Source organism: Streptomyces showdoensis (assembly GCF_039535475.1).
GTDB classification, from domain to species: domain Bacteria; phylum Actinomycetota; class Actinomycetes; order Streptomycetales; family Streptomycetaceae; genus Streptomyces; species Streptomyces showdoensis.
Map to the genome: position 1 here is coordinate 1,380,810 of NZ_BAAAXG010000026.1, position 26,425 is coordinate 1,407,234.

A 26,425-nucleotide genomic window follows, 5' to 3' on the forward strand; every position below is an offset into this window, starting at 1 on the left:
TCTTCAGGAGGGCGGGTCCGGCAGGGCGAACTCGCACCACACCGCTTTACCGCCGCCGGGAGTCCGGCGGCTCCCCCAGGACGAGGCGATCGTCGCGATGATGGAGATCCCGCGACCCGCCTCGTCTTCCGTTTCCGCCCTGCGGCGGCGCGGCAGGTGGTCGTCGCCGTCGGTCACCTCGATGATCAGGCGCCGGTCGGTGCGGCGCAGCCGCAGGCGCATGGGCGGGGTGCCGTGCTGGAGGGAGTTCGCCACCAGCTCGCTGGTGGCGAGGACGCCGAGGTCGCACAGCTCCACCGGGAAGCGCCAGCTGGCGAGCACGCCGGAGGCGAAGGCCCGCGCGCGGGGCGCGGCCTCCACCCCGCCGAGCAGCTCCAGGGCCGCGTTGTGGAAGAGCTCGGCGGTGGCTCCCTTGCGGGCGGGGTGCTGGACGACGAGGACGGCGACGTCGTCATCGTGCTCCGCGGTGATGCCGAGGGAGCGGAGCAGCCGGTCGCAGACGACCTGCGGGGTTCCGGTGGCACCGGAGAGCGCGCGCTCCAGGGCGGCGACGCCCTCGTCGATGTCCTCCCGGCGCCGTTCGACCAGGCCGTCGGTGTAGAGGACGGCGGTGGAACCGGGCGGCAGGGCGATGGTGCCGGAGGTGTGGAGCCAGCCGCCGGTGCCGAGCGGGGGCCCGGTGGGGTCCTCGGCGCGGCGGACGGTGCCGTCCTCGTCGCGGACGAGGATCGGGAGGTGGCCGGCGGAGGCGTAGACGAGCTTGCCCTCGTTGGGGTCGTGGACGGCGTAGACGCAGGTGGCGATCTGGCTGGCGTCGATCTCGGCGGCGAGGCCGTCGAGGAGCTGGAGCACCTCGTGCGGGGGCAGGTCGAGGCGGGCGTAGGCGCGGACGGCGGTGCGCAGCTGGCCCATGACGGCGGCGGCGCGGACGCCGCGGCCCATGACGTCTCCGATGACGAGGGCGGTGCGGCCGGCGCCGAGGGTGATGACGTCGTACCAGTCGCCGCCGACGGCGGCGTCGGCGACGCCGGGCTGGTAGGTGGCGGCGATGCGCAGGTCGTCGGGCTGCTCCAGCTCCTGCGGGAGCAGGGAGCGCTGGAGGGTGACGGCGGTCTCGCGGTGGCGGCGCTCGCTGGCGCGGAGCCGCTCGGCGGCCTCGGCGTGGTCGGTCACGTCGGCGGCGTGGACGAGGACGCCGCCGTCGGGGAGCCGCGGGCTCTCGACGGGCAGGCAGGTGACGGTGTAGGAGCCGCCGTCGTGGGTGCGGCGGCTCTTGACCGTGCGGGGCTTGCCGCTGCGCAGGACCTGGTCCATGAGGGGGATCAGGCCGAGCTCCTCCGCCTCGGGGCAGGTGTCGGCGACGGTGGCGCCGGCGGGGCGGGGGCCGAAGGCGGCGGCGTACGCGTCGTTGACGTACGCGATGCGGTGCTCCGGGCCGTAGGCGAGCGCGACGAGGCCGGGGAGGCGGCCGACGATCTCCCGCACGGTGAAGTCCTCCAGGGCGGGGACCTCTGCGGCGTCGACGGACTCGGCGCCCGGCGCGTCGGCGGCGGGATGCTCCATCTGCGGCCCGTACTCACCGCGGGCAGCGGGCACGGAACCTTCGGTCCCCCGCGCCGCGCGGCGCTGCGTACCGGGGAGCCGGGCGCTCCAACGGGTGAAGTTCACGGATCTGTATGCCTCGTGGTGTCGTTGCCGTGCAGAGTCACTCTGTGCAGGTGTGAGCCCACCTATGGTCACACGTCCAGTGTGGACGAGTGCACTGACAGTGATGTCAGCCCGAGGGCTCGTCCTCGCCGGAGGGCTTGGGCGCGGGTGGGGGTGCGGCGGCGAGTTCGAATTCGGCGCGCGGGTGTTCCAGCGAGCCGAGGGAGACGATCTCGCGTTTGAACAGGCCGGAGAGGGTCCATTCGGCCAGGACGCGGGCCTTGCGGTTGAACGTGGGGACCCGGCTGAGGTGGTAGGCGCGGTGCATGAACCAGGCCGGGTAGCCCTTGAGCTTGCGGCCGTAGACGTGGGCGACTCCTTTGTGGAGGCCGAGCGAGGCTACGGAGCCGACGTACTTGTGTGCGTATTCCTTGAGAGGCTCGCCGCGCAGGGAGGCGGCGATGTTCTCGGCGAGGACCTTGGTCTGCCGGACGGCGTGCTGGGCGTTGGGCGCGCAGACGCGGCCGGGTTCCCCGGCGGTGACGTCGGGGACGGCGGCGGCGTCGCCGGCGGCCCAGGCGTGCTCGACGCCTTCGACGGTGAGCCGGGCGGTGCAGCGCAGCCGTCCGTGCTCGTTGCGGGGCAGGTCGGTGGCTGCGACGAGCGGCGCGGGTTTGACGCCGGCGGTCCACACGACGGTGCGGGTGGGCAGGCGGGTGCCGTCGCTGAGGACGGCGACGCGGCCCTCGCAGGTGTCCAGGCGGGTGCCGAGGCGGACGTCGATGTTGCGGGCGCGCAGCTCGCGGATGGCGTAGCGGCCCATCTCCTCGCCGACCTCCGGGAGGATCCGGTCGGAGGCCTCGACGAGCACCCAGCGCAGGTCCTCGGGCTTGAGGTTGTGGTAGTACCGCGCGGTGTAGCGGGCCATGTCCTCGAGTTCGGCGAGGGCCTCGACGCCCGCGTATCCGCCGCCGACGAAGACGAAGGTGAGGGCGGCGTCCCGGATCGCGGGGTCGCGGGTGGAGGAGGCGATGTCCATCTGTTCGATGACGTGGTTGCGCAGGCCGATGGCCTCCTCGACGGTCTTGAAGCCGATGCCGTGGTCGGCGAGGCCGGGGACCGGGAGCGCGCGGGAGACGGAGCCGGGGGCGATGACCAGCTCGTCGTAGCCGAGCTGCACGTTCCCGGCGCCCTCCTCGTCGGTGGCGAGGGTGGACAGGGTCGCCGTGCGCTTGGAGTGGTCGACGGAGTGGACCTCGCCGATGATGATCCGGCAGCGGTCGAGCACCCGGCGGAGCGGGACGACGACGTGGCGCGGGGAGAGGGAGCCCGCGGCGGCCTCGGGGAGGAACGGCTGGTAGGTCATGTACGGCTCGGGCGTGACCACGACGATCTCGGCCGTGCGGCTTCTGAGCTCGGCCTTCAGCTGCCGCTGGAGGCGCAGCGCGGTGTACATCCCGACGTAGCCACCGCCGACAACGAGAACGCGCACAGGTTCGGTCACTGTCCCATGACGCAACGCCGTCCGGGGTTTGTCCACAGGCCCGGCAAATTGTGTGACCGGAGCGGGGCGGAGGCGTGGGGTGGCGAATGGGGCGTGCCGGTGGTGAACCGCGCAGGTCAGGATGGGGACGGCCGGTGGGCCGGGGGGTCGGAATCGGGAGGGTTCCGGTCCTTGCTCCGATCGGGGGGCGCACCGTACGGAACTGCCCCTTCTGAATTGACCCGGACTCAACTATGTTCGTACTTCGTCGGAGTGTCGGACCGCCGTGCGTGGACCACGAGCGCGGTGCGGTCGCCGCTCCGTGTCAGGGCGGGGAGTCTCCGGGGGGAGACATCATGAGCGGGGGAACGCTTATGCAGATTCAGGATTCGTATGGGCAGGTCCGTACGGCGCAGAGCGCGTCGAACGGGCGGTCGGCGCCGCTGCGCGTGGACGCGCAGCGCAATCTGGAGCACGTGCTGCGTGCCGCGCGCGAGGTCTTCGGCGAGCTGGGCTACGGGGCTCCGATGGAGGACGTGGCGCGCCGCGCCCGGGTCGGCGTCGGCACGGTCTACCGCCGTTTCCCGAGCAAGGACGTGCTGGTCCGGCGCATAGCCGAGGAGGAGACCGCGCGGCTCACGGAGCAGGCGCGGACGGCCCTGGGCCAGGAGGACGAGCCGTGGTCGGCCCTCTCCCGGTTCCTGCGCACCTCGGTTGCCTCGGGCGCCGGTCGGCTGCTGCCGCCGCAGGTGCTGCGGGTGGGCGTGGACGACGTGCTGCTCCCGGCGGGTGCGCCGGAGGACGCGGCGCGGGTTCCGGCGCAGCGCGTCTCCGTGGTGCCGGTCGGTTCCGTCGCGTCCGTCCCGTCCCTGGCGAACGGGTACGGGGACCTCGCCGAGCAGCGGGTGGTCACGCCGCGCGCGGTGCCGGTGGCCGAGCAGGGCGACGCGGGGGCCGCGGAGCTCCTGGAGGTCGTGGGCCGGCTGGTGGACCGGGCGCGTGAGGCGGGCGAGTTGCGGCCGGACGTCTCGGTGTCCGACGTCCTGCTGGTCATAGCCACCGCGGCGCCCGCGCTGCCGGACGCGGCGCAGCAGGCGGCGGCCTCGTCGCGGCTGCTGGACATCCTTCTGGAGGGTCTGCGTTCGCGGTAGGCACGCGGGGCGCGTGAGCACGCGCCCTGATCGAACACCGGGGTGACGGGTCGGCGGTCCGAGTGGCCGCCGACCCTCACACGAACGGATGAGCGGTTACGCCCGGATACGGGAAGTCGCCCCGGACGAGTGGTAAGTGGACGCGGGGGTTCGGCATGCCCGCGCTCTGTGGCAGGCTTGACCGGAGTTCGGGTCCGAGCGTGCATACGGGGGCTTCCGCGATGAGCGGTGACAGTCGGGACGAGACGCCGGGCGCCGGTGGCACCACGGGGACCGGAGGCCCGTCTTCCGCCCAGGTGCCCAGCCAGGGCGGACCGATCGGCTCCTCGGCCGGCGCGACCGCCGGCCCCGCCGCTGCCGCTGCCGCTGCCGCTGCCGCTGCCGCTGCCGAGGCGAGCGTGCCGCAGCAGCGCGAGGGCAAGGCCCCCGCCGGGACTCCGGCGCCCTTCCCGGCCGACGAGCCCGACACCGTACTGCCGCCGCACGACCTGCCGCCCTCCGACGCCGAGCTCGTCCAGTGGATGAGGGACGGCGACGACAGCGCGTACGAGGAGCTGTTCCGGCGCCACTCCGAGGCCGTGCGCCGCTACGCCAGGACCTGCTGCCGCGACGCCCACACCGCCGACGACCTGACCGCCGAGGTCTTCGCCCGCACCCTCCAGGCGGTGCGCGGCGGGGCCGGGCCCGAACAGGCCGTGCGCGCCTACCTGCTGACCACCGTCCGCCGGGTCGCGGCGAACTGGACGAAGACGCAGCGGCGCGAGCACCTGGTCGAGGACTTCGCGGTGTTCGCCGCCGAAGCCGCCCGCGGCGCCGAGGTCGCCGACCAGACGGCGACGTTCGGAGCGGGCCTCGACCTGGGCGCCGACGTCCTGGCCATGCACGAGGCCGAACAGTCGCTGGCCATGCAGGCGTTCCGGTCGCTGCCCGAGCGCTGGCAGGCGGTGCTCTGGCACACCACGGTCGAGGAGGAGTCGCCCAGCGAGGTCGCCCCGCTCTTCGGTCTGACCGCCAACGCCACCGCCGTGCTCGCCAGCCGGGCCCGCGAGGGGCTCAAGCAGGCCTATCTGCAGGCGCACGTCAGCCAGTCGCTCACCGCCGGCGGCGACTGCGCCCGTTATGCCGACCGGCTCGGCGCCTTCGCGCGCGGCGGGCTGCGGATGCGGGCCGAGCGCGGGCTGCGCAAGCACCTCGACGAGTGCGCCAAGTGCCGGCTGGCCGCCGGTGAACTCGCGCACGTGAACGCCGGCATCCCCGCGCTGCTGCCGGTCGCCGTCATCGGCTGGTTCGCCGCCGGGTACGCGCTCAAGGCCGCCGGTGTCGTCGCCGGCGGGGTGGCCGGGGCCGGCGCGGCCGGTGCCGCCGCGGCCGCCACGGGCACCGCCACCGGCTCGGCCGGGGCCTCGTCCGCGGCCGCCGCCGAGGGCCTCGGCATCCCCGCGAAGGCGGGCATCGCCGCGGTCGCCGCCGTCGCCGCGACCGCCGGTCTGGTCTGGGCCCTGACCGGGTCCGAGCCGCAACCGGTCGCCGCGCCCACGGCCTCGCCGTCGGTGGTCGTCCCCGTAGCCCCCGTCGAACCGGCGCCGCCCGCGCCGAAGCCGACCCCGAAGCCGACGCCCCCGCCGGTCCAGGCACCGCCGCCCGCGCCGGAGCCGACGCCCACCCCCACGCCGAAGCCGACCCCGTCGAGGACGGCGAAGCCGAGCCCCAAGCCCACGCCGACCCCGAAGCCGACCCCCAGCCCCACCCCGCCGAAGGCCTCGGCGAAGCCGTCGCCGCCCCCGCCGCCCCCGGCGCCGGCCGTCTACCAGGTCAGCCGGCTGGAGTACGGGATCTTCGGCGACGGCACCAAGCCGGAGGTCAGCCTGAGCGAGAGCAGCTGGATGTGGCAGCGCTCGCGCCTTTCGATGGACGGCACCCCGTACGCGCACGGGGTGAGCGTGCACGCCCCGTCCTCGCTGCTGATCGACCTCAACCGGCAGTGCACCAGCTACGACGCGGTGGTCGGCATCGACGACATCACCGTGCCCCTCGGGGTCGGCGGCGTGCGCTTCGCGGTGTACGCCGACGGCGAGCGGCTGTGGCGCTCCGACGTGATCCGCCCCGGTGACCCGACGGTCCCGGTGCACGTCGGCATCGCCGGCCGCCGGCAGATCCGCCTGGTGGTCGAGGAGCACACGCCGTTCGGCCGGGCGGCCGTCGCCGACTGGGCGCAGTCCCAGATCACCTGCTCCTGAGAGATCCCGGACGCTCCTCGGGCCCGGCCGCCCGCGGAGCCGCTGCCGGCGCCGGACGCGTCCGTCCCGTACGGCCCCGCCCTCACGCCCCGGTCCCGTACGGCTCCGCGAGGGCCAGCACCTCGTCGATGCCGAGGCCGTGGCCCGAGGCGCGGGCCGCCGCGCAGGCCGTCTCGCCGAGCTCGGCGCGGGCCCGGTCCATGACGGCCTCGGTCTCGCGCAGCTCCGCCGTGCCGCGCGGGGTCTCCGTCCGCCATCCGTCGCAGGCGCCCAGGATCCGTACCGCCACGGCGAGTCCGCCGGCGAGCGCGAGGGCGGTGGCCAGGCCCTCGGCGAGGCCCGCCGTGATGAACTCGGAGCACTGCGTCTCCTGGGCGCCGCGCAACGCAGCCCGCGCGGAGCCGACGGCGGCCGCTCCCCCGCCCTCGTGGGCCTCGATGCGGGCGGCGAGCCCGGACAGCACGGCCACGAAGTGCGGCGGCGGACTGCCCGCGGCGACCAGGGCGCCGGCCGCCTCCACATGGCGGCGGGCGGTCGGCACGTCCCCGTCGTCCAGGGCTATGTAGGCGCGCAGGAAGCCCACGTACGTCCGGGTGTCGCCCGTGTGCAGGCGCTCGGCCTCCGCCTCCGCCTCGTCGAGGCCCCTGGTGGCGGCCGCCGTGTCGCCCTCGCGGAAGGCGAGCTCGGCGAGCCGGGCGAGGAGGAACGGCGCCTCGGCGTGCGCGCCGACCTCGCGGGCCAGGGCCAGCGCCTCCCGGTACGCCTCGCGGGCCTGCGCGTACCGGCCCCGCATGATGTTGGCCTCGCCCGCGGCGCTGGCGACCTGGGCGCGCATCCACCGGTCGCCGACCTTGCGGGAGAGGACGTGCAGCTCGGCCAGGTCCGCGTCGACCCCCGCCATGCCGCCGGGCATGTCGACGGCCATGTGGGCGCGGAACATCAGGCTGACACCGGTCTCCCACTCCCCTCCGTGGCGGCGGGCGTTGGCCACGGCGGTGTCCAGGAGGGCGCGGACGTCGGCGGGTTCGTCGGTGAGGTAGGCCGTGAGCGGCCACAGCAGCCCGGGGAAGCCGGCGGACTCGGGGCCGGGGTCGGTGGCGAACGCGGCCCGCACCCGGGCGACGACGGCGACGGCCTCCGGGTCCTCCCGGTAGTCGCCGGCGGTCTGGCTCTCCACGGCGAGGAAGAAGTGCAGCATGCGCAGCCGCATCCGGGGCCAGAACCGGGGGTCCGTCCGCTCCTCGGGGTCCGTGCCGAGGGCGAGCGCCCGCTCGACCCAGCCGAGGCCCTCGGGCCGGTAGTTGCGCAGCCACCAGAACCAGCCCATGGCGAAGACCAGCCGCTGGACCGCGGTCTCGTCGGGGTCGGTCACCGCGGCACGGTGCAGGGCGGCACGGATGTTGTCGAGGTCGCGTTCGAGCCGGGCGATCCAGGGCAGTTGCTCCCCCGACCGCAGCAGGGGTTCGGCGGTCTCGGCGAGGGCGGTGAAGTGGGCGGTGTGCGCGGCCTCGGCGGCGGCGAGCGGCTCCGGGGTCTCGGCGGCGCGCTCGACCGCGTACTCGTGGATGGTCTCCAGGAGGCGGTAGCGCATCTCGCCGTCGTCCGTGGGGGCGGCGACGACCAGCGACTTCTCGACGAGGGCGCCGAGGACGTCGAGGGTGTCGGCCGGGCCGTCCGGGTCCAGGGCCTCGGCGGCGGCCAGGTCCCAGCCGCCGGCGAAGACGGAGGCACGCCGCAGCAGGGCGCGCTCCGGCGCGTCGAGGAGCTCCCAGGACCAGTCGACGACGGCCCGCAGGGTCTGCTGGCGGGGCAGCACGGTGCGGGAGCCGGAGGTGAGGAGGAGGAAGCGGTCGTCGAGGCGGTCGGCGATCTGGCGCGGGGTCAGCAGCCGCAGGCGGGCGGCGGCGAGCTCGATGGCGAGGGGGAGGCCGTCGAGGCGGCGGCAGATCTCGTCGACGGCCGCGAGGTCGTCCTCCACGCGGAAGCCGGGCCGCACCGCGCGGGCGCGTTCGGCGAAGAGCCGGTGGGCCGGCTGCGGCGGGAGCGGCTCGACGGGGCGGACCGACTCCCCGGGGACGCCGAGGGGTTCGCGGCTGGTGGCGAGGATGCGCAGCTCGGGGCAGTGGGTCAGGAGGGTCTCGGCGAGGGCGGCGGCGGCGCCGATCACGTGCTCGCAGTTGTCGAGGACGAGGAGGAGCGGGCGGTGCGCCAGGTGCTCGACGAGGTGGGAGGTGGGGTCGTCCTGGAGGGGCTGGCCGTCGCGGGTGATCAGGTTGGTCTCGCGCAGCCGGAGGGCGGACAGGACGGCGCCCGGCACGGCCCCGGGGTCGTCGAGCGGGGCGAGTTCGGCGCTCCACGCGGCGGGGCCGACGGCCCGGAGGGCGGCCTCCTCGGCGAGGCGGGTCTTCCCGGAGCCGCCGGGTCCGGTGAGGGTGACGAGCCGGGAGCGGTCGAGGTCCGCGCGGAGGGCGGCGAGATCGGGCTCGCGGCCGACGAAGGAGGTGAGCCGGGGGCGGATGTTGCCCGGCTCGGCGGCCGGGGCGGCGGGCGCCCGCGGGGCCGGGGGCGCTTCCCCGGCGAGGAGTTCGGCGTGCAGGGCGGCGAGCTCCGGGCCGGGGTCGGCGCCGAGTGCGTCGGCGAGGGTGCGGCGGGCGTCCTCGTACGCGGCGAGGGCGTCGGCCGGGCGTCCCTCGGCGCGCAGGGCGCGGATGAGCTGGGCGCGGAAGGTCTCGTCGTAGGGGTGCGTGGCGGTGAGCTCGGTCAGCTCCGGGACGAGCCCCGCGGTGGCGCCGCGCCGCAGGTCCGCCTCGACGCGCCGGCGGAGCGCGGCCAGCCGCTGCGCTTCGGGGCGCACGCCCGCGTGCTCGGGGAGGTCGGCGAGGGCGGGGCCGCGGAAGAGGGCGAGGGCGGAGCGCAGGAGCGCGGCGGCGGACCCGGGGTCGCCCGCGTCGAGCCGGGCGCCGGCCTCGCGCACCTGCCGCTCGAACACGTACAGGTCGATGTCCTCGGTCCCGGCCACCAGCCGGTACCCGCCGGGTCCCGAGGCGACGGCGTCCTTCCCGAGGACCCGCCGCAGCCGTCCGACGAGCGCCTGGAGGGCGGCGGGCGCGTCGTGCGGCGGCTCGTTCCCGTACACGTCGTCGACGAGCTCCCCGACGGACGCCGTCCGGCCCCCGCGCAGCGCGAGCGCGGCGAGCAGCGCCCGCAGCCGGGCCCCGCCGAGGGGGAGGGAGGTGCCGTGGGCGTCGAGGGCGTCGGTGGTGCCGAGGATGAGATACCGCACCGGGACATTGTCGCGGCTGGGGTTCCCGGACGCCTCGGGGTTTCCCCGGAGCGGCGCGGGCCGGGGGCCGGGCCGAGGGCTGGCGGCCTCCCTCACGCCCGCGGGCCGGGCCGAGGGCTGTCGGCCTGCCTCACGCCGGGAGTGAGCGTGCCGAGGGGATCAGCGGGCCCGGTACCGCGCGGTGCCGGGGGGCCGCGGTGCCCGTCCAGCAGGAGCCGCGGCGGGCGAGGAGGCGGCGGAGCCAGAGTTCGGTGGAGACGAGGTCGGCGAGGCCGTCGAGGGGGACCTGCTCGCCGTCGGCGGCGGCGCGCAGGGCGCGCCGGACCACCCGGGCCTCGATCAGGCCCGCGTCGGCGAGCAGCGGGGCGTCGAAGAGGGCGATCAGGTGCGGGAGGGCGGCGCGCAGGCCCGCACGGGTGGCGGCGGCGGGGACCGCCGGGTGCGGGGCGCCCCAGCCGGTCGGGAGCTCGCGGATGCCGGCGCCCGCGAGGACGGTGCGCAGGACGGTGGCGCGGGCGTCGGGCTGGACCCGCAGCGATTCGGGCAGCTCGCGGCAGGCCCGTACGACCTGGTTGTCCAGGAAGGGGGCGTGCAGGCGCTGGCTGCGGATCTCGGCGGCCTGTTCGAGGACGCGGTGGTCGGCCGCCGCACGGGCGAGGGCGGCGCGGGCGCGGGCCTCGCCGGGGCGCTGGACGGAGGCCGGGAGGGTCGCCGCCCGGTTCAGGCGAACCGATACTTCGGCCAACGCCTCCCCCGTCAGCCAGCGCGCGGCCGGGCCGGGCCGGGACCAGGCGAGGGCGGAGAGGGACGCCTCCAGGGGGCCGTAGGTCCCGCCGGGCGACCGGTTGGCCTCCAGGACGCGGGTGGCGGCGGCCTCCAGGCCGGTGCGGTAGGGGGTACGGGCGAGCCGGCGGGCCGCCCGGTACACCTGGAGGGGGACGAGGAGCGCCCCGGCCGAGGGGCCGGTCGCCTTGGCGAGCGCGGTCACCGGGCGCACCAGGGAGCGGCGCCGGCGGTCCATCAGCAGGTCGGCCAGGCGGGCCGGGTGGGCGTCCAGGACCTGGCGGGCGCCGAAGCCGGTGAAGTGGTCGGCGCTGCCGCCGGCGAGCCGCCTGCGGTGCCGGTCGGCCGACACGAGGGAGGGGCCCGGTTCGTCGGTGAGCGGCCCGTCGAGCTCCGCGTACGGGAGGGCCTCCTCGCCGGCCGCGACGACCACGTGGTGGAGCCGCGGGTTGGCGGCGATCTCCCCCGCGCGGGCGAGCTCCTCCGGGCTGCCCGCGCCGGCCAGGTCGTTGAAGGTGACGGCGAGCAGCCGCTCGCCGGCGCCCGTCCCGTGGCCGAGGACGGTGCCGGGGACGCCCGGGAGCCCGGCGGCGAGCAGGGCGAGGGTGCCGGAGGCGCTGCCGCCGGACAGGTCGGCGCCGATCCCGGGGGCCGGGCCGCCGCCGCGGGCCGCGCGCCGGTCGGCGGGGCCCATGCCGGGTACCGGCCCCGGGTCGGGCAGCGGGATCTCGGGCGCGTGCCGGGGCGCGGTGAGCCGGGCCCGGACGGCCTCGACCAGCGCGTCCCGCACGCCCTCGACCGCCTGCCGGGGGTCGGCCTCGGGGGCGGCCACGGCGAGGGAGGCGACCGGGTCGTAGCCGGTGATCTCGCGCGAGCCCTCGCGCAGGATGAGCGCGTGCCCGGGCGGCACCCGGCGCACCCCTTCGTACGGGGTGGAGTCGCGCAGCGCCTCGGGCGTCTCGGGACAGGCGAGCAGCGCCGCGAGGTGGCCGATGTCGAGCTGCGCCTCGGTGAGGTCGGCGAGCGGCAGGGCCGCCGTGCCGTACGCGGTGCCGCCGGCCCACGGGGTGTGGAAGACCGGCCGGGCGCCCGCGAGATCACCGGTGACGGTGATGCGGCGGCCGACCTTGACGACGACGGTGTAACCACCCGCCCACGCGGTCAGGTGCCGCAGTGCGCCCCCGCGCGCGGTGAGCAGGCCGCGCCGCAGTTCCTCGTCGCTCGCGGCGCAGCAGCCGAGCACGGCGAGGCGGGTGTGTGCGTCGAAGGTCACCACGCGCACCTCGTCGGGGCGCCAGTCGCCGACCGCCCACAGCGGATCGGGGTCGCCCCACAGGAGTTGCGCGCCGACCGGGTGCACCGTGCGTCCCTCGGCGGGGTCGCCGACGGTCCCGGCCGAGCCGGGCGGGGCGCCGAAGCGCGGGGCGACACTGCTCCAGCCGACCAGCCACCGCATCGCCGCCTCCACAAAGGTCGAGTGGAGGACATGCTGCCATGCCGAGGGCGCGCACGAGGCATCGCAGCAGCGCGAATGCGCCCCTGGCATGGGCCAGTTGCGTCCGGCCCGGACTCCGGCGCCCGACCACCGGACAGGTGCCCGGCATCGATCGGACGAACGGCAACTTTCGGCCATTCTCGGACCGGCGGCGGCCCTCGAACGGCTCGGAAACGCTCTCCGCGGAGGGCTCCCGGCCCGGCGGGTGCCGGCGGCAGTCCGGGAGGCGGTCGCCTCCCGGAGCCGTCCGCCGCCCGCGGGGAATGGGGCGGCGGTGTCCCCCAGCCCACCGGACCCGGACAACGGTCCTCGGCCAAGTGGGCCGACCCACGCAGGACTCATGGAAGCGCTCCCCCCGGGGACCGGCGAGAGCGCACGAGCGGGCGCACGGCCACACGGCGGGAGCACGAGCGGCGGCCGTGGCCGGGCCGCTCAGCCCATCACACAACAATCTCGCCATACGGAACACCGCCCCTTAACGGTAGGGATGCGGCGAACTACGCTGTGTTTACGAATGCCGCACGCCTATGCCCGGCGTCGTGGCGGCCGTCTGGGTGTCGTGTCGAGGGGTGGCGTCATGTCCAGGGAGCAACGCGGGCCGAACGAAAAGCTCGGCACGGTTCTCGCCCTCGCGGGAATCAGCAATGCCGGGCTCGCCCGGCGCGTCAACGATCTCGGTGCGCAGCGGGGACTGACGCTTCGTTACGACAAGACGTCGGTGGCCCGGTGGGTGTCCAAGGGGATGGTGCCGCAGGGCGCCGCCCCGCACCTGATCGCCGCCGCCATCGGCCAGAAGCTCGGCCGGCCGGTGCCGCTGCACGAGATCGGGCTGGCCGACGCCGACCCCGCGCCCGAGGTCGGGCTCGCCTTCCCGCGCGACGTCGGCGAGGCGGTCCGCTCGGCCACCGAGCTGTACCGGCTGGATCTCGCCGGCCGCCGGGGCGGCGGCGGGATCTGGCAGTCGCTCGCAGGCTCCTTCGCCGTGAGCGCGTACGCGACCCCCCGCCTCGCGCTGGCTGATCACGCCCGCCGACCCGTCGGTGGAGCGCCAGGCGCTGCGGCCGCCCACGACGGGCGAGCCCGGCGACCACGCGCGGGTGGGCCACAGCGACGTCGCCAAGCTGCGCGAGGCCGCCGAGGACGCGCGTCGCTGGGACTCCAAGTACGGCGGCGGGGACTGGCGTTCCTCGATGGTGCCCGAGTGCTTAAGGGTGGACGCGGCGCCCCTGCTGCTCGGCTCCTACTCGGACGAGGTGGGGCGCGCCCTGTTCGGCGCGACGGCCGAGCTGACCCGGCTGGCCGGCTGGATGGCCTTCGACACCGGCCAGCAGGAGGCCGCCCAGCGCTACTACATCCAGGCCCTGCGGCTCGCCCGCGCGGCGGCCGACGTCCCCCTCGGGGGGTACGTGCTGGCCTCCATGTCGCTCCAGGCGACCTACCGGGGCTTCGCCGACGAGGGCGTGGACCTCGCGCAGGCCGCGCTGGAGCGCAACCGGGGCCTCGCCACCGCCCGCACCATGTCCTTCTTCCGGCTCGTCGAGGCCCGGGCGCACGCCAAGGCGAACGACGGGGCGGCGGCCGCGGCCGCGCTGAAGGCCGCCGAGGGCTGGCTGGAGCGCTCCCGGGAGGGCGACGCCGACCCGACGTGGCTGGGCTTCTACTCGTACGACCGCTTCTGCGCGGACGCGGCCGAGTGCTACCGGGACCTGAAGCTGCCCCGCCAGGTGCGGCGCTTCACCGAGCAGGCCCTGTCCCGCCCGACCGAGGAGTACGTGCGCTCGCACGGGCTGCGGCTCGTGGTGTCGGCGGTGGCCGAGCTGGAGTCGGGCAACCTGGACGCGGCCTGCGCGGCCGGCACGCGCGCGGTGGAGGTCGCCGGGCGGATCTCCTCGGCCCGCACCACCGAGTACGTGCGGGACCTGCTGACCCGGCTCGAACCGTACGGGGACGAGCCCCGGGTCATGGAGCTCCGGGAGCGGGCCCGCCCGCTCCTCGTGGCCCCGGCGTGACGCGCGTCCCAGACATGATCGGTTTAGCGGGATTGTCAGTGGGCCAGTGCACTATCAGGGGTGGGAGGTGGCGCTGGTGTCTGTCCGCTATGACTACGACTGTGACGTGCTGGTGATCGGCGGCGGGATCGTCGGTCTGTCGACGGCGTACGCGATCACGCGCGCCGCGCCGGGGACCCGGGTCACCGTCCTGGAGAAGGAGCACGCCCCGGCCCGCCACCAGACCGGGCGCAACAGCGGCGTGATCCACAGCGGCATCTACTACCGGCCGGGCTCCCTCAAGGCCAGGTTCGCCGTCGAGGGCGCGGCCGAGATGGTCAAGTTCTGCGCGGAGTACGGCATCCCCCACGAGGTCACCGGCAAGCTGATCGTCGCCACCGACCGCGAGGAGCTGCCCCGGCTGCACGCCCTGGTGCAGCGCGGCCGGGAGAACGGGATCCCGGTCCGCGAGCTCGGCCCGGCGCAGATCAGCGAGTACGAGCCGCGGGTGCGGGGCGTGGCCGCGATCCACGTCGGCACCACCGGCATCGTCGACTACGGGGCGGTGGCGGCGAAGCTGGCCGAGGAGTCCGGGGCGCGCATCCTGTACGGGTCGGCGGTCACGGCCGTCGACCGGCGCCCCTGGGGCGTGGCCGTGCGCTCGGCCGCCGGACGGGTGGTCCGCGGGCGGGTCCTGGTGAACTGCGCGGGGCTGCACTGCGACCAGGTGGCGCGGCTCGCAGGCGACGACCCGGAGATGCGGATCGTCCCCTTCCGCGGGGAGTACTACGAGCTGGCCGACCCCTCCCTGGTGCGCGGCCTGGTCTATCCGGTGCCGGACCCGGCCTTCCCCTTCCTCGGGGTCCATCTGACCCGAGGCATCGACGGCGGCGTCCACGTCGGGCCGAACGCGGTCCCGGCCCTCGCCCGCGAGGGCTACGGCTGGTCGGTGGTCCGCCCGCGCGAGCTGGCCGGCACCCTCGCCTGGCCGGGCAGCTGGGCCATCGCCAAGGCGCACTGGCGGTACGGGGCGGGCGAACTGCACCGCTCCCTGTCCAAGCGCGCCTTCACCGAGGCGGTCCGGCGGATGCTGCCGATCGTCGAGGAGCGCGACCTGCGGCGGGCCACTCCGGGCGTACGGGCGCAGGCGGTGCTGAAGGACGGCACCCTGGTGGACGACTTCCTGATCCGCGAGTCGGTCCGGACGGTCCACGTGCTGAACGCCCCGTCGCCGGCGGCGACGGCCTCCCTGCCGATCGGGCGCGAGGTGGCGGGCCGGGCGCTGGCGCTCCTGTAGCCGGCACCGCGCGGGCGCGTGCGCCGTAGAATCGGGGCATTGTGTCTGAGCAGCCAGAGAACCACCCGCACACCGCCCCCGCCGACCGCAGCGGGGCCGCCCAGCCCGTCGCGCGGCGCGGCAGCCGGATGTTCGCGCCGGGCGAGGGCCCCTCGCCCGACCCGGCGGGCGCGCACTTCGAGCGGCGGATCCGCAGCTTCCAGCCCCGCCGCAGCCGCGTCACCGCGGGCCAGGCCGAGGCCATGCTGAAGCGGTGGCCCGACTGGGGGCTCGACATCGACGGCAAGCGCCGGCTCGACCTGACCGAGATGTTCGGCGAGCTGCCGGTCGTCCTGGAGATCGGCTTCGGCATGGGCGAGGCCACCGCGCAGATGGCCGCCGCCGACCCCGGCACCGGCATCCTCGCGGTCGACGTCCACACCCCCGGCCAGGGCAACCTGCTCGGCCTCGCCGACCGCAACGGCCTGGAGAACGTCCGGGTGGCCAACGGCGACGCGATCATCCTGCTGCGCGAGATGCTGGCGCCCGAGTCCCTCGACGGCTGCCGGGTCTACTTCCCGGACCCCTGGCCCAAGAAGCGGCACCACAAGCGGCGCCTCATCCAGCCCGAGTTCCTCACCCTGCTCGCGCCCCGCCTCAAGCCCGGCGGCGTGCTGCACTGCGCCACGGACTGGGAGCCGTACGCGGAGCAGATGCTGGAGGTGCTCAGCGCGCACCCCGACTTCGAGAACACCCAGGCCGACGGCGGCTACGCGCCCCGGCCCGGCCACCGGCCGCTGACCCGGTTCGAGGGGCAGGGCCTCGACAAGGGGCACGTCGTCCACGACCTGCTGTTCCGCCGGCGCTGACCCCGGCGGGGGCGGGTTTTCCACAGGCTGGGGGAACTCCCTCGCCGCTGTCGGTGACGCTCGTTAGGGTCGTTCCGTGTCGTCGAACCCGATCACCGGATCTGCCACCGAGCCCGCCGCCGAGCCCGCCCCCGCCACGGCGTTCGTCCCCGCGCCCGCCCCCGTGCCCGCGCTGGAGACCGACCAGCCGGACTTCACCGCGGTCCCGGAGCGGGCCAAGTGGCGGTACAAGCCGCGCCGCGCCTTCTGGCGCAGCAAGCTGCTGCGGGCCGTCACCCTGATCGCCCTGCTCGCGCTGTGCGCCCTGGCGATCCTGGCGCTGGTGCGGGAGGAGACCGGCACCGCGGGCTTCCTCGTCGGGCTCGGCCTCGCCGTTCTGCCCGTGCCGCTGCTCATGGCCGCGTTCCGCTGGCTCGACCGGGTCGAGCCGGCCCCGTGGAAGAACCTGCTGTTCGCCCTCGCCTGGGGCGCGTTCGCCTCCACGCTGGTGGCGATCCTGGCCAACTCCTTCGCCGTGGAGTGGATCAGCAGCGTCACCGCGGACCAGGGTTCGGCCGACACCCTCGGCGCGACCGCGGTCGCGCCGGTCGTGGAGGAGACCGCCAAGGGCGCCGCCGTGCTGCTGCTCTTCCTCTTCCGCCGCCGGGACTTCACGGGCCCGGTCGACGGCCTGGTCTACGCCGGGTTCACCGCCACCGGCTTCGCGTTCACCGAGAACATCCTCTATCTGGGCAACGCCTTCGGCGAGGACCAGGAGATCGGCGCCACCGGGATCGGCTCCATGACCGTCGGGACCTTCCTGGTCCGGATCATCATGTCGCCGTTCGCCCACCCGCTGTTCACCTCGCTCACCGGACTCGGCTTCGGCTTCGCCGCCCTGCTGCCGGCCACCGCCCGGCTCCGCCGCACCCGGCTGGTCCTGCTCCCGCTCGCCGGCCTGCTGCTCGCCATGGGCATGCACGCCCTGTGGAACGGCTCGGCGAGCTTCCACCCGCTGGCGTTCCTCGCGGTGTACGGGATGTTCATGGTCCCGGTCTTCGCCCTGCTCACCTGGCTCGCGATATGGAGCCGGCAGAAGGAGCTGCGCACGATATCCGGCGAGCTCCCGGCCTACGCGTCGGCCGGATGGCTCGCGCGCGACGAACCGCTCGCGCTCTCCTCGATGCGGGCCCGGGCGCTGGCCCGCGGCTTCGCCGCCCGGACGTACGGGAAGCCGGGGGCGCAGGCCGTCGGCGAGTACGAGACCTTCGCGACCACCCTGGCCTTCCTGCGCCACCGGGCCGGACTCGGCCAGGCGGCCCCGGACTTCGCGGCCCGCGAGCAGGAGCTGCTGCACCACCTGTGGCAGCGCCGCCAGGTCGCCTCCCCCGCGCTGACCTACGCGGCCCGGGCCACCGGCCGGGTCTGGGCGCCGCCGCAGTACCTGGACTACGGCGGCTACAACCCGTACCGCAGCTGAGGGGTCCTCCAGGAGCCGGTCAGACGGCAGAGGCCTCGTCCAGCGCGGCCAGTTCCGCCGCGGTCAGCTCCAGGTCGGCGAGCGCGACGAGGGCCGGGAGCTGCTCGACCGTGCGGGCCGAGGCGATCGGGGCGACGACGGTCGGGCGGGAGGCCAGCCAGGCGAGGGCCACGGTGGCGGCCTCGGCGTCGTGGGCCTCGGCGATCGCGTCGAGCGCGGCGAGCACCTTCTGCCCCCGCTCGGTCTCCAGGTGTCCGGCCGCGCTGCCGGCGCGGACGCTGGCGACGGTGGTGCCCGGGCGGTACTTGCCGGTGAGGAAGCCGGAGGCGAGCGCGAAGTACGGCACCGCGGCGAGACCGGCCTGCTCCGCGGTCTCCAGGAGGGGGCCCTCGTAGGTCTCGCGGGAGACCAGGTTGTAGTGCGGCTGCAGGGCCACGTAGCGGGCGAGCCCCTCGGCCTCGGCGAAGTCGAGCGAGGCGCGCAGCCGCTCCGGGGAGATGTTGGAGGCGGCGACGGCCCGGACCTTGCCGTCCTTCACCAGCTGGTCGAGCGCGGTGACGATCTCCTCGACGGGCACGGACTCGTCGTCGAAGTGCGTGTAGTAGAGGTCGATGTAATCGGTGCCGAGGCGGCGCAGCGACTCCTCGGCGGCGGCCTTGATGGTGGTCGCGCTCAGCCCCTTGAAGCGGGGGTGGGCGCCGACCTTGGTCGCGACGAGGACGTCGGAGCGGTTGCCGCGGGAGGCGAGCCAGCGCCCGATGACGGTCTCGGACTCGCCGCCCTCGTTGCCCTCCACCCACGAGGAGTAGGTGTCGGCGGTGTCGACGAAGTTGCCGCCCGCGGCGGTGTAGGCGTCGAGCACGGCGAAGGACTGCGCCTCGTCGGCGCTCCAGCCGAAGACGTTGCCGCCGAGGGCGAGCGGGAAGACGTGCAGGTCGGAAGAGCCCAGCTTGCGGAGAGAGGTCATGGAGTGGTCAACCCCCCGCGCGGCCGGGCCTATTCCGCTTCCCCCGCGGGACGGCCGGCCGTCAGACGCCGAGCCCCTTCGACCGCAGCCAGCCCGCCGGGTCGACGCCGTCGCCGGACGGGGTGTGGACCTCCAGGTGGAGGTGGGGACCGGTGACGTTGCCGGTGGCGCCGACCCGGCCGATGGTCTCGCCGGTACCGACGGACTGGCCCGCGCCGACCGTCATCGAGGACAGGTGGCAGTACCAGATCTCGGTGCCGTCCTCGAGCTCCAGGACGATCCGGTAGCCGTACGAGCCGGACCAGCCGGCCGACTTCACGGTGCCGCTGTGCACGGCCTTGACCGGGGTGCCGGTGGGCGCGGCGAAGTCCAGGCCCGTGTGGTAGCCGGAGGACCACATCGAGCCGGCCTGGCCGTAGGTGGAGGTGATCGTGTACGAGGAGGTGGGCAGCGCGTAGCTGGCGGCCAGCTTGGCCAGGCGCTCGGCCTCGGCCTTCGCGGCGGCCTCCGCCTCGGCCTTCTTCTTCGCCTCGGCCGCCGCCTTCTCCGCCGCCTCGGCCTTGGCCGCGGCTTCCGCCGCCGCCTTCTCGGCGGCGGCCTTCTGCGCCGCCTCCTTCTCCGCGGCGTCCGCGGCGGCCTGCTGCTGCTCGGCCTGCTGGAGGATGCGGGCGCGCAGCGCCTCGCCGGCGTCGGCCTGCTGCTTCGTCCCGGCGGGGGCGTCGGCGGAGCTCGCGTCGGCGGGCGTGGTGTAGGTGAGGGCGGTGAGCGGCTGCGGGTTGTTCGTGACCCCGGTGCTCTCGCCAGAGCTCTTCTCGGAGCCGCCGATCAGGTCGCCGATGCCGGGCAGCGCGGAGGCGTCGGGCAGGTCGAGGTCCGGCAGGGCTATCGCGACCGGGGGCTTCTCCTGGGCGGTGGCCAGGCCGCCGGCACCGACGGCGGCGATGACGCCGACCCCGAGGACGGTGGAGGAGCGGGCGAAGTTGGAGCGCTGCTTGACGACCCGGTGCCGGCCGCCGGAGCGGCTCTGGGCCCGCAGCGAGTCCTCGGTGGGGTTCCATTCCTCCCCGCCCGTGCCCGCGGGGCCGTAGGCACCGAAAGAGTCGAAGGGGGCTTCGGGAGCAGGGGTGTCGGACGCCACGGAGGCGCTCTCCTTTCCTTCCTTCTCGCCTACCGGGTTAGCTGACGGGTTCGGAGCAGGAAGGTCTCCTACGGGTGTGCCGCACGGGTGCGACGTGGCCCGATTCACCCCAAGTGGTGGTTCCCCGGTTCCCTTGCGGAATTCGGCGCGCGCGCACGGTGCCGTCTCTTGCGACGGCTGGGACGACCGCGCTGCGTTATCGAACGTTAATAGACACGGGCTCCCGATTCCAAGCCGTCCCCCTTGATCGTTAGCGCAATTGAGAGGGAATGGCCCGAGTTGACCCCCGGTCAGACGGGATCTGCGCCACACCCCCGATCTGACGGTGTATCAATTGTTATCGGAGTGACACCCCCCGACTACGTCCCGTCACCGTCCCCCGGCGGCGCCCCCCCGGCGGCACCACCGGCATCGTCCGCCGCCGCTCCGGCTGCCCCGCCGCCGGACGGCTCACCGCCAGCAGCGCCATGTCGTCCGTCGAGCCCCCGCCCGTGTGCCGGCGCACGTCCGCGACCAACGCGTCCAGCAGCTCCTCGGGACCGGGGAAGAGCCGCCCCGCGAGCCGCTCGGCCGGATCGTAGAAGACCCCCCCGCGCGTCCCGGGCCTCCGAGAGGCCGTCCGTGTAGAACAGCAGCGTCGCGCCCGCCGGATACGGCGTCTCGTCCGCCCGGTCGGGCCACACGGCCAGCTCCCCCATCCCCAGCGGCAGCGCCGCCTCGCTCGGCTGCAGCCGGCCGAGCCCCCCGTCCCCGTACAGCAGCAGCGGCTCGGGATGCCCCCGGTTCACGACCCGCACGACCCCACCGGCACCGCCTTCGCCACTGGAGCCGCCCTCGCCGCCGTCGCCCTCGCCGCCGTCGCCGTCGTCGTCGCGCCGGATCTCCGCGAGGACCGCCGTAGTGAACCCCTCGAAGGCGTCGAGCCCGGCCCGCCGCGTGCCCTCGCGGTCCAGCGCCCGCTCCAGGCGCTCCGCCACGCCCTCCAGCGTCGGCTCCTGCTCGGCCGCCTCGCGGAAGGCGCCGATGACCACCGCCACGGCCTCCACCGCGTCGAGCCCCTTGCCCCGCACGTCGCCGACGACCAGCCGTACCCCGTACGGGGTGTCCTGGACGGCGAACAGGTCGCCGCCGATGAACGCGTCGGCCTGCGCCGCCTCGTACCGCGCCGCGATCTGCAGCCCGCCGATCCGTTCGGCCGGCGTCGGCAGCACGGCCTTCTGCGCCGTCTCCGCGATCACCCGCGCCGAGGCGAGCCGCTCGCCGCTGCGCCGCACCACCCGGTTGATCAGCATCGCCAGCGCCGAGACGGTGAGGACGGTCAGCGTCTCGGTGAGCGAGGAGATGTGGTCGGTCGTGCCGTTGTAGGCGTGCAGACCGACGCTGGCGAGGACCGCGGCGATGCCCGTCAGGAGCGTCGTCAGCGTGGAGAAGAACGGGGCGGCGATCAGCGGCGCCGCCGAGAACAGCGGCGCCGCGGTGTACTCCGGCGGTGTCGCCAGGTCGAAGCAGACACCGCCCACGATGATCAGCGGGGGAAGGGCGCGGATGACCCGGCGGGCGACGGGGTACGGCCCGCGGCCGTCGCCGCCCCCGCCACCGGGCCCGTGCCGCACCGCCACTCGCGCCACCGCTGCTCTCCCGCCTGGACCTGGGCCCGACCGGACCCGGCCCGTCCGGACCCGGGCCCGCCCCGAGGGCGACGGGAGGACCCGCGCCCTCCCCAGGGTGCGGTCAGCCGGTGCCCGTCGGCGACTCCCGCGCGGCCGACTGGCGTACGGCGGGACGGACCGCGAGCCGCCCGCCCCGGGCCAGCGCCGCCATGGCCGCCGCGCAGCCGAGGCCGACCGCGCACAGCGTCAGCCAGGGCACCGCCGACCAGCCGGTGAGGTCGAGCAGGACGCCCGTCCCCAGGTTCCCCAGGGTGATGCCGATCCCGCAGACGGTGTTGTAGAGCCCGTAGTGGGTCGCGACCCAGCGGTTCTCGGAGAGCGCGACGACGGTGTCCATCTCGAACGGGTAGAGCACCGCGTTCGCCGCCGCGAGCAGCGCCGCGCACAGCAGCAGCCCCGGCAGCGACCGCCCGCCGCCGAGCAGCGCCGGCGGCAGGAACGCCACGCCCATCAGCCCCAGCCCGAGCACCAGACACCGCTCCCGGCTGAGCCGCCGCTTGCACCAGGCGGTGATCCGCAGCTGTCCGACGAGCGCCACCAGCGCCGACACCACGAAGAGCACCGTCGTCACGGTGGTGCTGTCCGCGGCGAGCGGCAGCGCCAGGTAGACCTGGAAGGACAGCACGTACGAGCCGGTCATCGCCAGCGAGAACAGCCAGAACACCCGGTTGGCGAGCACGGTCCGGAACTGCCCGCGCTCCCGCCCGTCCGCCGCTGCCGCCGGCACCGTCGCCTCCTTCCGCACCGGCAGGTGCCGCAGCTGGACGAGGGTGAGCCCGGCGAACAGCACCGCCGCCACCACACAGGTCAGCCGGAACGACACCCCGGTCAGGGCCACCCCGACCAGCGGCCCGAGCAGGATGCCCGCCTGGTAGTACGTGTTGAACAGCGCGAACGCCTCCACGCGCCGCTCGCCCGCCTCCGCCGCCAGATAGGCCCGCACCGCCGGGTTGAACAGCGCCCCCGCCAGGCCGGTCGCCAGCGAGGCGGCGATCAGCATCGGCAGCGACTGCGCGAAGGCCAGCGCCCCGAACCCGACCGTCCGCAGCGCGCACCCGGCCACGATCAGCGGCTTGAAGCCGAGCCGGTCGGCGAGCGCCCCGCCGACCAGGAACATGCCCTGCTGGGACAGGTTCCGCGCGCCGAGGACCAGACCGACCGCCCAGGCCGCCATGCCCAGGCCGTCGGCCAGGTGGGCGGCCAGGTACGGCATCAGCATGTAGAAGCCGAGGTTGATGGTGAGCTGGTTGAGGAAGAGCAGCCGCACCGCCGGGTCGAAGCTGCGGCTCTGCTTCCAGATCCCTCCCGGGGAGGGCGCGGTCGTCGTGCTCAACGGACCCGCTCCGCCCGCTCCAGCACCCGGCGGGTCCAGCCGCTGACCGGCTCGCCCTCGGCGTACCCGGCGGGGTCCTCCCGCACGGGACCGTCGAGCAGCCCGTGCTTCGCGCAGAACTCGTCGTTGAAGACGGTGTCGAAGTAGCGCTGCGGCCCGTCCGGGAAGACCGCCGCGATCCGGGTGCCGCGCGGCCGGGTGCGGGCCAGCCAGCCCGCGACCAGCGCGACCGCGCCCACGCTCCAGCCGCCGGTGGCGAACTGCCGGGACGCGAGCCGCCGGGCGGCCCGTACCGCCTCCGCGGGGGCCACCCAGTGGATCTCGTCGAAGGCCTCGTGGTCGACGTTGCCCGGGTGGATGGACGAGCCGAGCCCGCGCATCAGCCGCTCGCCGGCCGGGAGGCCGAAGACGGTGGAGTTGATGGAGTCCACCCCGACCAGTTCGAGCGCGGGGCTGGTGGTGGCGCGCAGCGCGCGGGAGATGCCGGCCGAGTGGCCGCCGGTGCCGACCGCGCAGACCAGCACGTCGACCCGGTCCAGCTGCTCGCCGAGCTCGGCGGCGAGCCCGCCGTAGGCCTGCGGGTTGTCGGGGTTGCCGTACTGGTTGGGCCACCAGGCCCCGTCGAGGGCGAGCAGCAGCTCGGCGACCCGGTCCATCCGGGCCTGCTGCCAGCCGCCGTGCGGGCTGGGTTCGGGCACCACGTGCACGTGGGCGCCGTGCGCGGTGAGCATCCGCTCGACGATCGGTTCGAGACCGGGGTCGGTGACGACGTGGACGGGGTGGCCGTGCAGGATCCCGGCGAGCGCGAGCCCGAGACCCAGGGTCCCGGAGGTCGACTCGACGATGGGGGCGCCCGGCCGCAGCTCCCCGCGGCGGCGGGCCTGCTCGACCATGTGGAGGGCGGCGCGGTCCTTGATGCCGCCGAAGTTGAAGCCTTCGAGCTTGGCCCAGTAGCCGTCGTCCATCCACAGGACGGGGGTGTTGCCGACGGTCTGCCGGGCGACGGAGAGCAGGTTGGCGGGATTGCTCATGGGGGGTTACGTCCTCGGGGTGGGGCAGCCCCGGCCTGCGGGGCGTGCGGAAGGAGCGGGGTCGCGAAGTCGTGCGACCCGGCTCAGTTCCGGTCCACCCCGAGGGCGATCAGCAGCCGGCCCGGCTGAGGACCGGGCCCGGCCCGGCCCCGGACGCAGCGCGTGTGCGGGGCCTCGGGGAACACCTCGTCGTACGCGAGGAGGACGGCGCCCCCGGCGTCCGGCGCGGGGAACTGCGCCCCGGCGGACTGCGCGGGCAGGTGCGCGTCGAAGGACCACCCGTCCCCGGACCGCTCGCAGCCGTGCGGGAGCCCGGGAGCGGAGAAGGCGGCCGCGGCGGCGGGCGCCACGGCTCCGCCGACGGGCGTGAGGGCCGCGGGGGGCACGGCCACCGCGGCCGCGGGAGCCGCCAGCGAGTGCCCGTGCGTGCCGTGGCAGACGCCCGCGATCAGCGCGACGAGCGCGAACAGCAGCAGCACGGCGGGTGCCCGCCGTCCCGCATGTCGCAGCTCCGTCACGCTCTGGTCACTCATGGTGCGCGTGAGGTTACGTGGCGCACGCACCGCGCGCAAAGACACGGACCCGGTTTTGGCCACCGTTTACTTGCAGGCATATTGCCTTCCCGGCCGCCCCGGGCATGCGCGGGAACGACGAAGGCCCGGATCCGCTTCCGGATCCGGGCCTTCGTGCTACTGAGTAGCGGGGACAGGATTTGAACCTGCGACCTCTGGGTTATGAGCCCAGCGAGCTACCGAGCTGCTCCACCCCGCGTCGGTGAACCCAACCTTACGGCATGAATGCCCAGGTCACGAAATCCATGGTCCGCGGGGTGCCGCCACGGCCCGCTCAGCAGCCGCAGTCGTCCGAGTCGACCGGCGCGGTGAGCGGGTCCGCGGCCTTCTGCTCGCCGCCCTCCCAGGTCTCGTAGGCGAAGCCCTCGCGCACCCAGTACTCGAAGCCGCCCAGCATCTCCTTCACCTGGAAGCCCAGCTCGGCGAGGGCGAGCGCGGCGCGCGTGGCGCCGTTGCAGCCGGGGCCCCAGCAGTACGTGACGACCGGGACGGCCCTGTCGAGGAGCTGCTCGGCCTGCTCCGCGATGAGGGCGGTCGGCAGGTGCACCGCGCCCGGCACGTGCCCCTGGTCCCAGGAGGCCGTGGAACGCGAGTCGATCACGACGAAGCCGGGGTCCGTGCCGGTGGCGCGGGCGTCGGCGAGGGCGCCGGCCACATCGGAGACGTCGGCGTGGAAAGCGAGGCTCGCCGAGAAGTAGGCGGCCGCGGCGGCGGGGCTGGCCGGCGGCGTGCGGAGGACTGCGTTCACGGGGCTGACCTGCGTCGATGTCGTCGTCATGGCCATAAATCTAAGGAAGACGATCACCCCGCTGAAGGGCCGATCCACGGCGCTCGGAGGCTTCGCCCGGGGAATCCCGGCCGTTCGGCCGGTCCCGGCGGGGATCTCACGTACCGGGACCTGTCACATCCGCGGCGTCCCGTCCGTCATACCCGTGTGACCGGACGCGAAGGGGAAGAGGCACCGATGGACGAGGACCTGCTGGCCGCACGCTTCGACGCGGACCGGGGCCATCTGCGCGCGGTGGCCTACCGGATGCTCGGCTCGCTCAGCGAGGCGGAGGACGCCGTCCAGGAGGCCTGGTTCAGGCTGAGCCGCTCCGACACGAGCGACGTGCGGAACCTCAGCGGCTGGCTGACCACCGTCGTCGGCCGGGTCTGCCTCGACCTGCTCCGCTCCCGCGCCGCCCGCCGCGAGGACCCGCTGGAGCACTACGTGCCCGACCCGGTCGTACGGGAGGAGGGCGTCGCCGACCCCGAGAAGGAGGCGCTGCGCGCCGACTCGGTCGGGCTCGCCCTCCTCGTCGTCCTGGAGACCCTCACCCCGGCCGAGCGCCTCGCCTTCGTGCTGCACGACATGTTCGCGGTCTCCTTCGACGAGATCGCACCCCTCGTCGACCGCACCCCCGCCGCCGCCCGCCAGCTCGCCAGCCGCGCCCGCCGCCGCGTCCGGGGCGCCGCCCCGGCCCCCGGCCCCGGCCTGGCCCGCCAGCGCGAGGTCGTCGACGCCTTCCTGGCGGCCTCCCGGGGCGGCGACTTCGAGGGCCTGCTGGCGGTCCTCGACCCCGACGTGGTCCTCCGCGCGGACGGCGGCACCCGGCTCGGGGCCGCCTCCAAGCTGGTCCGCGGCGCCGAGACGGTCACCGCGCAGGCCCTCACCTTCGCCCGCTTCCGCCACGCCTCCCGCCCGGTCGTGGTCAACGGCGCGGCCGGCCTGGTCTCCCTCGCCGACGGCCGCCCGGTCGGCCTCATGGCCTTCACGATCGCCGGCGACCGCATCGTCGAGATCGACATCGTGGCGGACCCGGAACGCCTGGCCTCCCTCGGCCTGACCGGCTGACGCCCCGTCACGACGAAACGCCCCGCCCGGTGGGAACCGGGCGGGGCGTTTCGTTTCGGTAGGCCGTGTGGGACTCGAACCCACAACCAATGGATTAAAAGTCTGAACCCTCCCCAACGGATTTCACCCCGGCCCACCCCGGCCCACCTTTCGTAGACCCGTTGTACCTGGTCAGCGCGGGCTCCGGCGGCTCGCCTGACGAAGCC

16 protein-coding genes, 1 tRNA gene, 2 pseudogenes and 1 riboswitch are annotated in these 26,425 nt (G+C 75.1%); of the genes and pseudogenes, 7 read left to right on the plus strand and 12 right to left on the minus strand.

The genetic code is table 11. The features are described 5' to 3' along the window. Positions 1–3 precede the first annotated feature (3 nt). Both ABD981_RS19065 and ABD981_RS19070 read right to left on the minus strand, forming a co-directional pair. Positions 4–1,668 carry an ATP-binding SpoIIE family protein phosphatase gene (locus ABD981_RS19065; protein ID WP_046909081.1) on the minus strand — a complete coding sequence of 555 codons (1,665 nt, stop codon included), beginning with the start codon at positions 1,666–1,668 and terminating at the stop codon, positions 4–6. Between the two features lie 106 nt (positions 1,669–1,774). Continuing rightward, entirely contained in the window at positions 1,775–3,151 is a 1,377-nt protein-coding gene (locus tag ABD981_RS19070) for an NAD(P)/FAD-dependent oxidoreductase (protein WP_123954677.1), read from the minus strand. A 353-nt stretch (positions 3,152–3,504) separates the two neighbouring features. Here ABD981_RS19070 and ABD981_RS19075 point away from each other — a divergent pair, with 353 nt between their 5' ends. Next, positions 3,505–4,281 carry a TetR/AcrR family transcriptional regulator gene (locus ABD981_RS19075; RefSeq protein ID WP_240495305.1) on the plus strand — a complete coding sequence of 259 codons (777 nt, stop codon included), beginning with the start codon at positions 3,505–3,507 and terminating at the stop codon, positions 4,279–4,281. A gap of 221 nt (positions 4,282–4,502) precedes the next feature. After that, entirely contained in the window at positions 4,503–6,518 is a 2,016-nt protein-coding gene (locus ABD981_RS19080) for a sigma-70 family RNA polymerase sigma factor (RefSeq protein WP_046909078.1), read from the plus strand. 82 nt (positions 6,519–6,600) lie between these two features. On the opposite strand, the gene ABD981_RS19085 is transcribed toward ABD981_RS19080, so the two are convergent. Beyond that, positions 6,601–9,801 (minus strand): ATP-binding protein, encoded by a 3,201-nt coding sequence (locus tag ABD981_RS19085; protein WP_046909077.1) that lies wholly within the window; start codon positions 9,799–9,801, stop codon positions 6,601–6,603. Positions 9,802–9,931: 130 nt separating this feature from the next. Further along, positions 9,932–12,040 (minus strand): asparagine synthase-related protein, encoded by a 2,109-nt coding sequence (locus ABD981_RS19090; protein WP_046909076.1) that lies wholly within the window; start codon positions 12,038–12,040, stop codon positions 9,932–9,934. 616 nt (positions 12,041–12,656) lie between these two features. On the opposite strand from ABD981_RS19090, the pseudogene ABD981_RS19095 reads away from it, so the two are divergent. The 4 genes and pseudogenes from ABD981_RS19095 to ABD981_RS19110 all read left to right on the plus strand — a co-directional run bounded on the left by ABD981_RS19095 (position 12,657) and on the right by ABD981_RS19110 (position 17,671). Next, positions 12,657–14,088 (plus strand): annotated as a pseudogene (locus tag ABD981_RS19095) (NsdA family TPR-like regulatory protein). A gap of 73 nt (positions 14,089–14,161) precedes the next feature. Next, on the plus strand, positions 14,162–15,364 hold the full coding sequence (lhgO, locus tag ABD981_RS19100; RefSeq protein ID WP_046909104.1) for an L-2-hydroxyglutarate oxidase: 1,203 nt from the start codon (positions 14,162–14,164) through the stop codon (positions 15,362–15,364). A gap of 128 nt (positions 15,365–15,492) precedes the next feature. Continuing rightward, on the plus strand, positions 15,493–16,212 hold the full coding sequence (gene trmB / locus ABD981_RS19105; protein ID WP_123954681.1) for a tRNA (guanosine(46)-N7)-methyltransferase TrmB: 720 nt from the start codon (positions 15,493–15,495) through the stop codon (positions 16,210–16,212). 163 nt (positions 16,213–16,375) lie between these two features. Continuing rightward, a complete protein-coding gene (locus tag ABD981_RS19110) occupies positions 16,376–17,671 on the plus strand; it encodes a PrsW family intramembrane metalloprotease (protein ID WP_046909103.1) in 1,296 nt (431 codons plus the stop codon). A gap of 19 nt (positions 17,672–17,690) precedes the next feature. Here ABD981_RS19110 and ABD981_RS19115 read toward each other — a convergent pair whose 3' ends face one another. The 8 genes and pseudogenes from ABD981_RS19115 to ABD981_RS19150 form a co-directional block, all read right to left on the minus strand. Continuing rightward, positions 17,691–18,638, minus strand: a complete 948-nt coding sequence (locus tag ABD981_RS19115; protein ID WP_046909073.1) for an aldo/keto reductase — start codon at positions 18,636–18,638, stop codon at positions 17,691–17,693. Between the two features lie 61 nt (positions 18,639–18,699). After that, positions 18,700–19,776 carry a M23 family metallopeptidase gene (locus tag ABD981_RS19120; protein WP_046909072.1) on the minus strand — a complete coding sequence of 359 codons (1,077 nt, stop codon included), beginning with the start codon at positions 19,774–19,776 and terminating at the stop codon, positions 18,700–18,702. Positions 19,777–19,787: 11 nt separating this feature from the next. Further along, positions 19,788–19,934, minus strand: a riboswitch (cyclic di-AMP (ydaO/yuaA leader). 179 nt (positions 19,935–20,113) lie between these two features. Further along, a pseudogene (locus tag ABD981_RS19125) lies at positions 20,114–21,404 on the minus strand (PP2C family protein-serine/threonine phosphatase). Positions 21,405–21,507: 103 nt separating this feature from the next. Next, positions 21,508–22,779: an MFS transporter gene (locus ABD981_RS19130; RefSeq protein WP_046909071.1), complete on the minus strand. Its 1,272-nt coding sequence runs from the start codon at positions 22,777–22,779 to the stop codon at positions 21,508–21,510. Further along, complete coding sequence (locus ABD981_RS19135; RefSeq protein WP_046909070.1) at positions 22,776–23,810, minus strand: PLP-dependent cysteine synthase family protein; 1,035 nt, start codon at positions 23,808–23,810, stop codon at positions 22,776–22,778. Before ABD981_RS19135 ends, ABD981_RS19130 begins: the two co-directional genes overlap by 4 nt. An 83-nt stretch (positions 23,811–23,893) precedes the next feature. Further along, positions 23,894–24,343, minus strand: a complete 450-nt coding sequence (locus tag ABD981_RS19140; RefSeq protein WP_131723893.1) for a hypothetical protein — start codon at positions 24,341–24,343, stop codon at positions 23,894–23,896. Positions 24,344–24,507: 164 nt separating this feature from the next. Then, positions 24,508–24,581, minus strand: a tRNA-Met gene (locus tag ABD981_RS19145). 75 nt (positions 24,582–24,656) lie between these two features. After that, the gene (locus tag ABD981_RS19150) at positions 24,657–25,160 is read right to left on the minus strand and encodes a rhodanese-like domain-containing protein (protein WP_382748427.1); all 504 of its coding nucleotides are present in this window, start codon (positions 25,158–25,160) and stop codon (positions 24,657–24,659) included. Between the two features lie 186 nt (positions 25,161–25,346). Here ABD981_RS19150 and sigJ point away from each other — a divergent pair, with 186 nt between their 5' ends. Next, entirely contained in the window at positions 25,347–26,219 is an 873-nt protein-coding gene (gene sigJ / locus ABD981_RS19155; protein WP_046909067.1) for an RNA polymerase sigma factor SigJ, read from the plus strand. The last annotated feature ends 206 nt before the right edge of the window (positions 26,220–26,425 follow it).

Bases quoted from the DNA above. Each gene is read 5' to 3' on its own strand.
- ABD981_RS19075 (WP_240495305.1), top strand. From the start codon at position 3,505: ATGCAGATTCAGGATTCGTATGGGCAGGTCCGTACGGCGCAGAGCGCG.
- ABD981_RS19080 (WP_046909078.1), top strand. From the start codon at position 4,503: ATGAGCGGTGACAGTCGGGACGAGACGCCGGGCGCCGGTGGCACCACG.
- ABD981_RS19090 (WP_046909076.1), bottom strand. From the start codon at position 12,040: ATGCGGTGGCTGGTCGGCTGGAGCAGTGTCGCCCCGCGCTTCGGCGCC.
- trmB (WP_123954681.1), top strand. From the start codon at position 15,493: ATGTTCGCGCCGGGCGAGGGCCCCTCGCCCGACCCGGCGGGCGCGCAC.
- ABD981_RS19115 (WP_046909073.1), bottom strand. From the start codon at position 18,638: ATGACCTCTCTCCGCAAGCTGGGCTCTTCCGACCTGCACGTCTTCCCG.
- ABD981_RS19135 (WP_046909070.1), bottom strand. From the start codon at position 23,810: ATGAGCAATCCCGCCAACCTGCTCTCCGTCGCCCGGCAGACCGTCGGC.
- ABD981_RS19140 (WP_131723893.1), bottom strand. From the start codon at position 24,343: ATGAGTGACCAGAGCGTGACGGAGCTGCGACATGCGGGACGGCGGGCA.
- ABD981_RS19150 (WP_382748427.1), bottom strand. From the start codon at position 25,160: ATGACGACGACATCGACGCAGGTCAGCCCCGTGAACGCAGTCCTCCGC.
- sigJ (WP_046909067.1), top strand. From the start codon at position 25,347: ATGGACGAGGACCTGCTGGCCGCACGCTTCGACGCGGACCGGGGCCAT.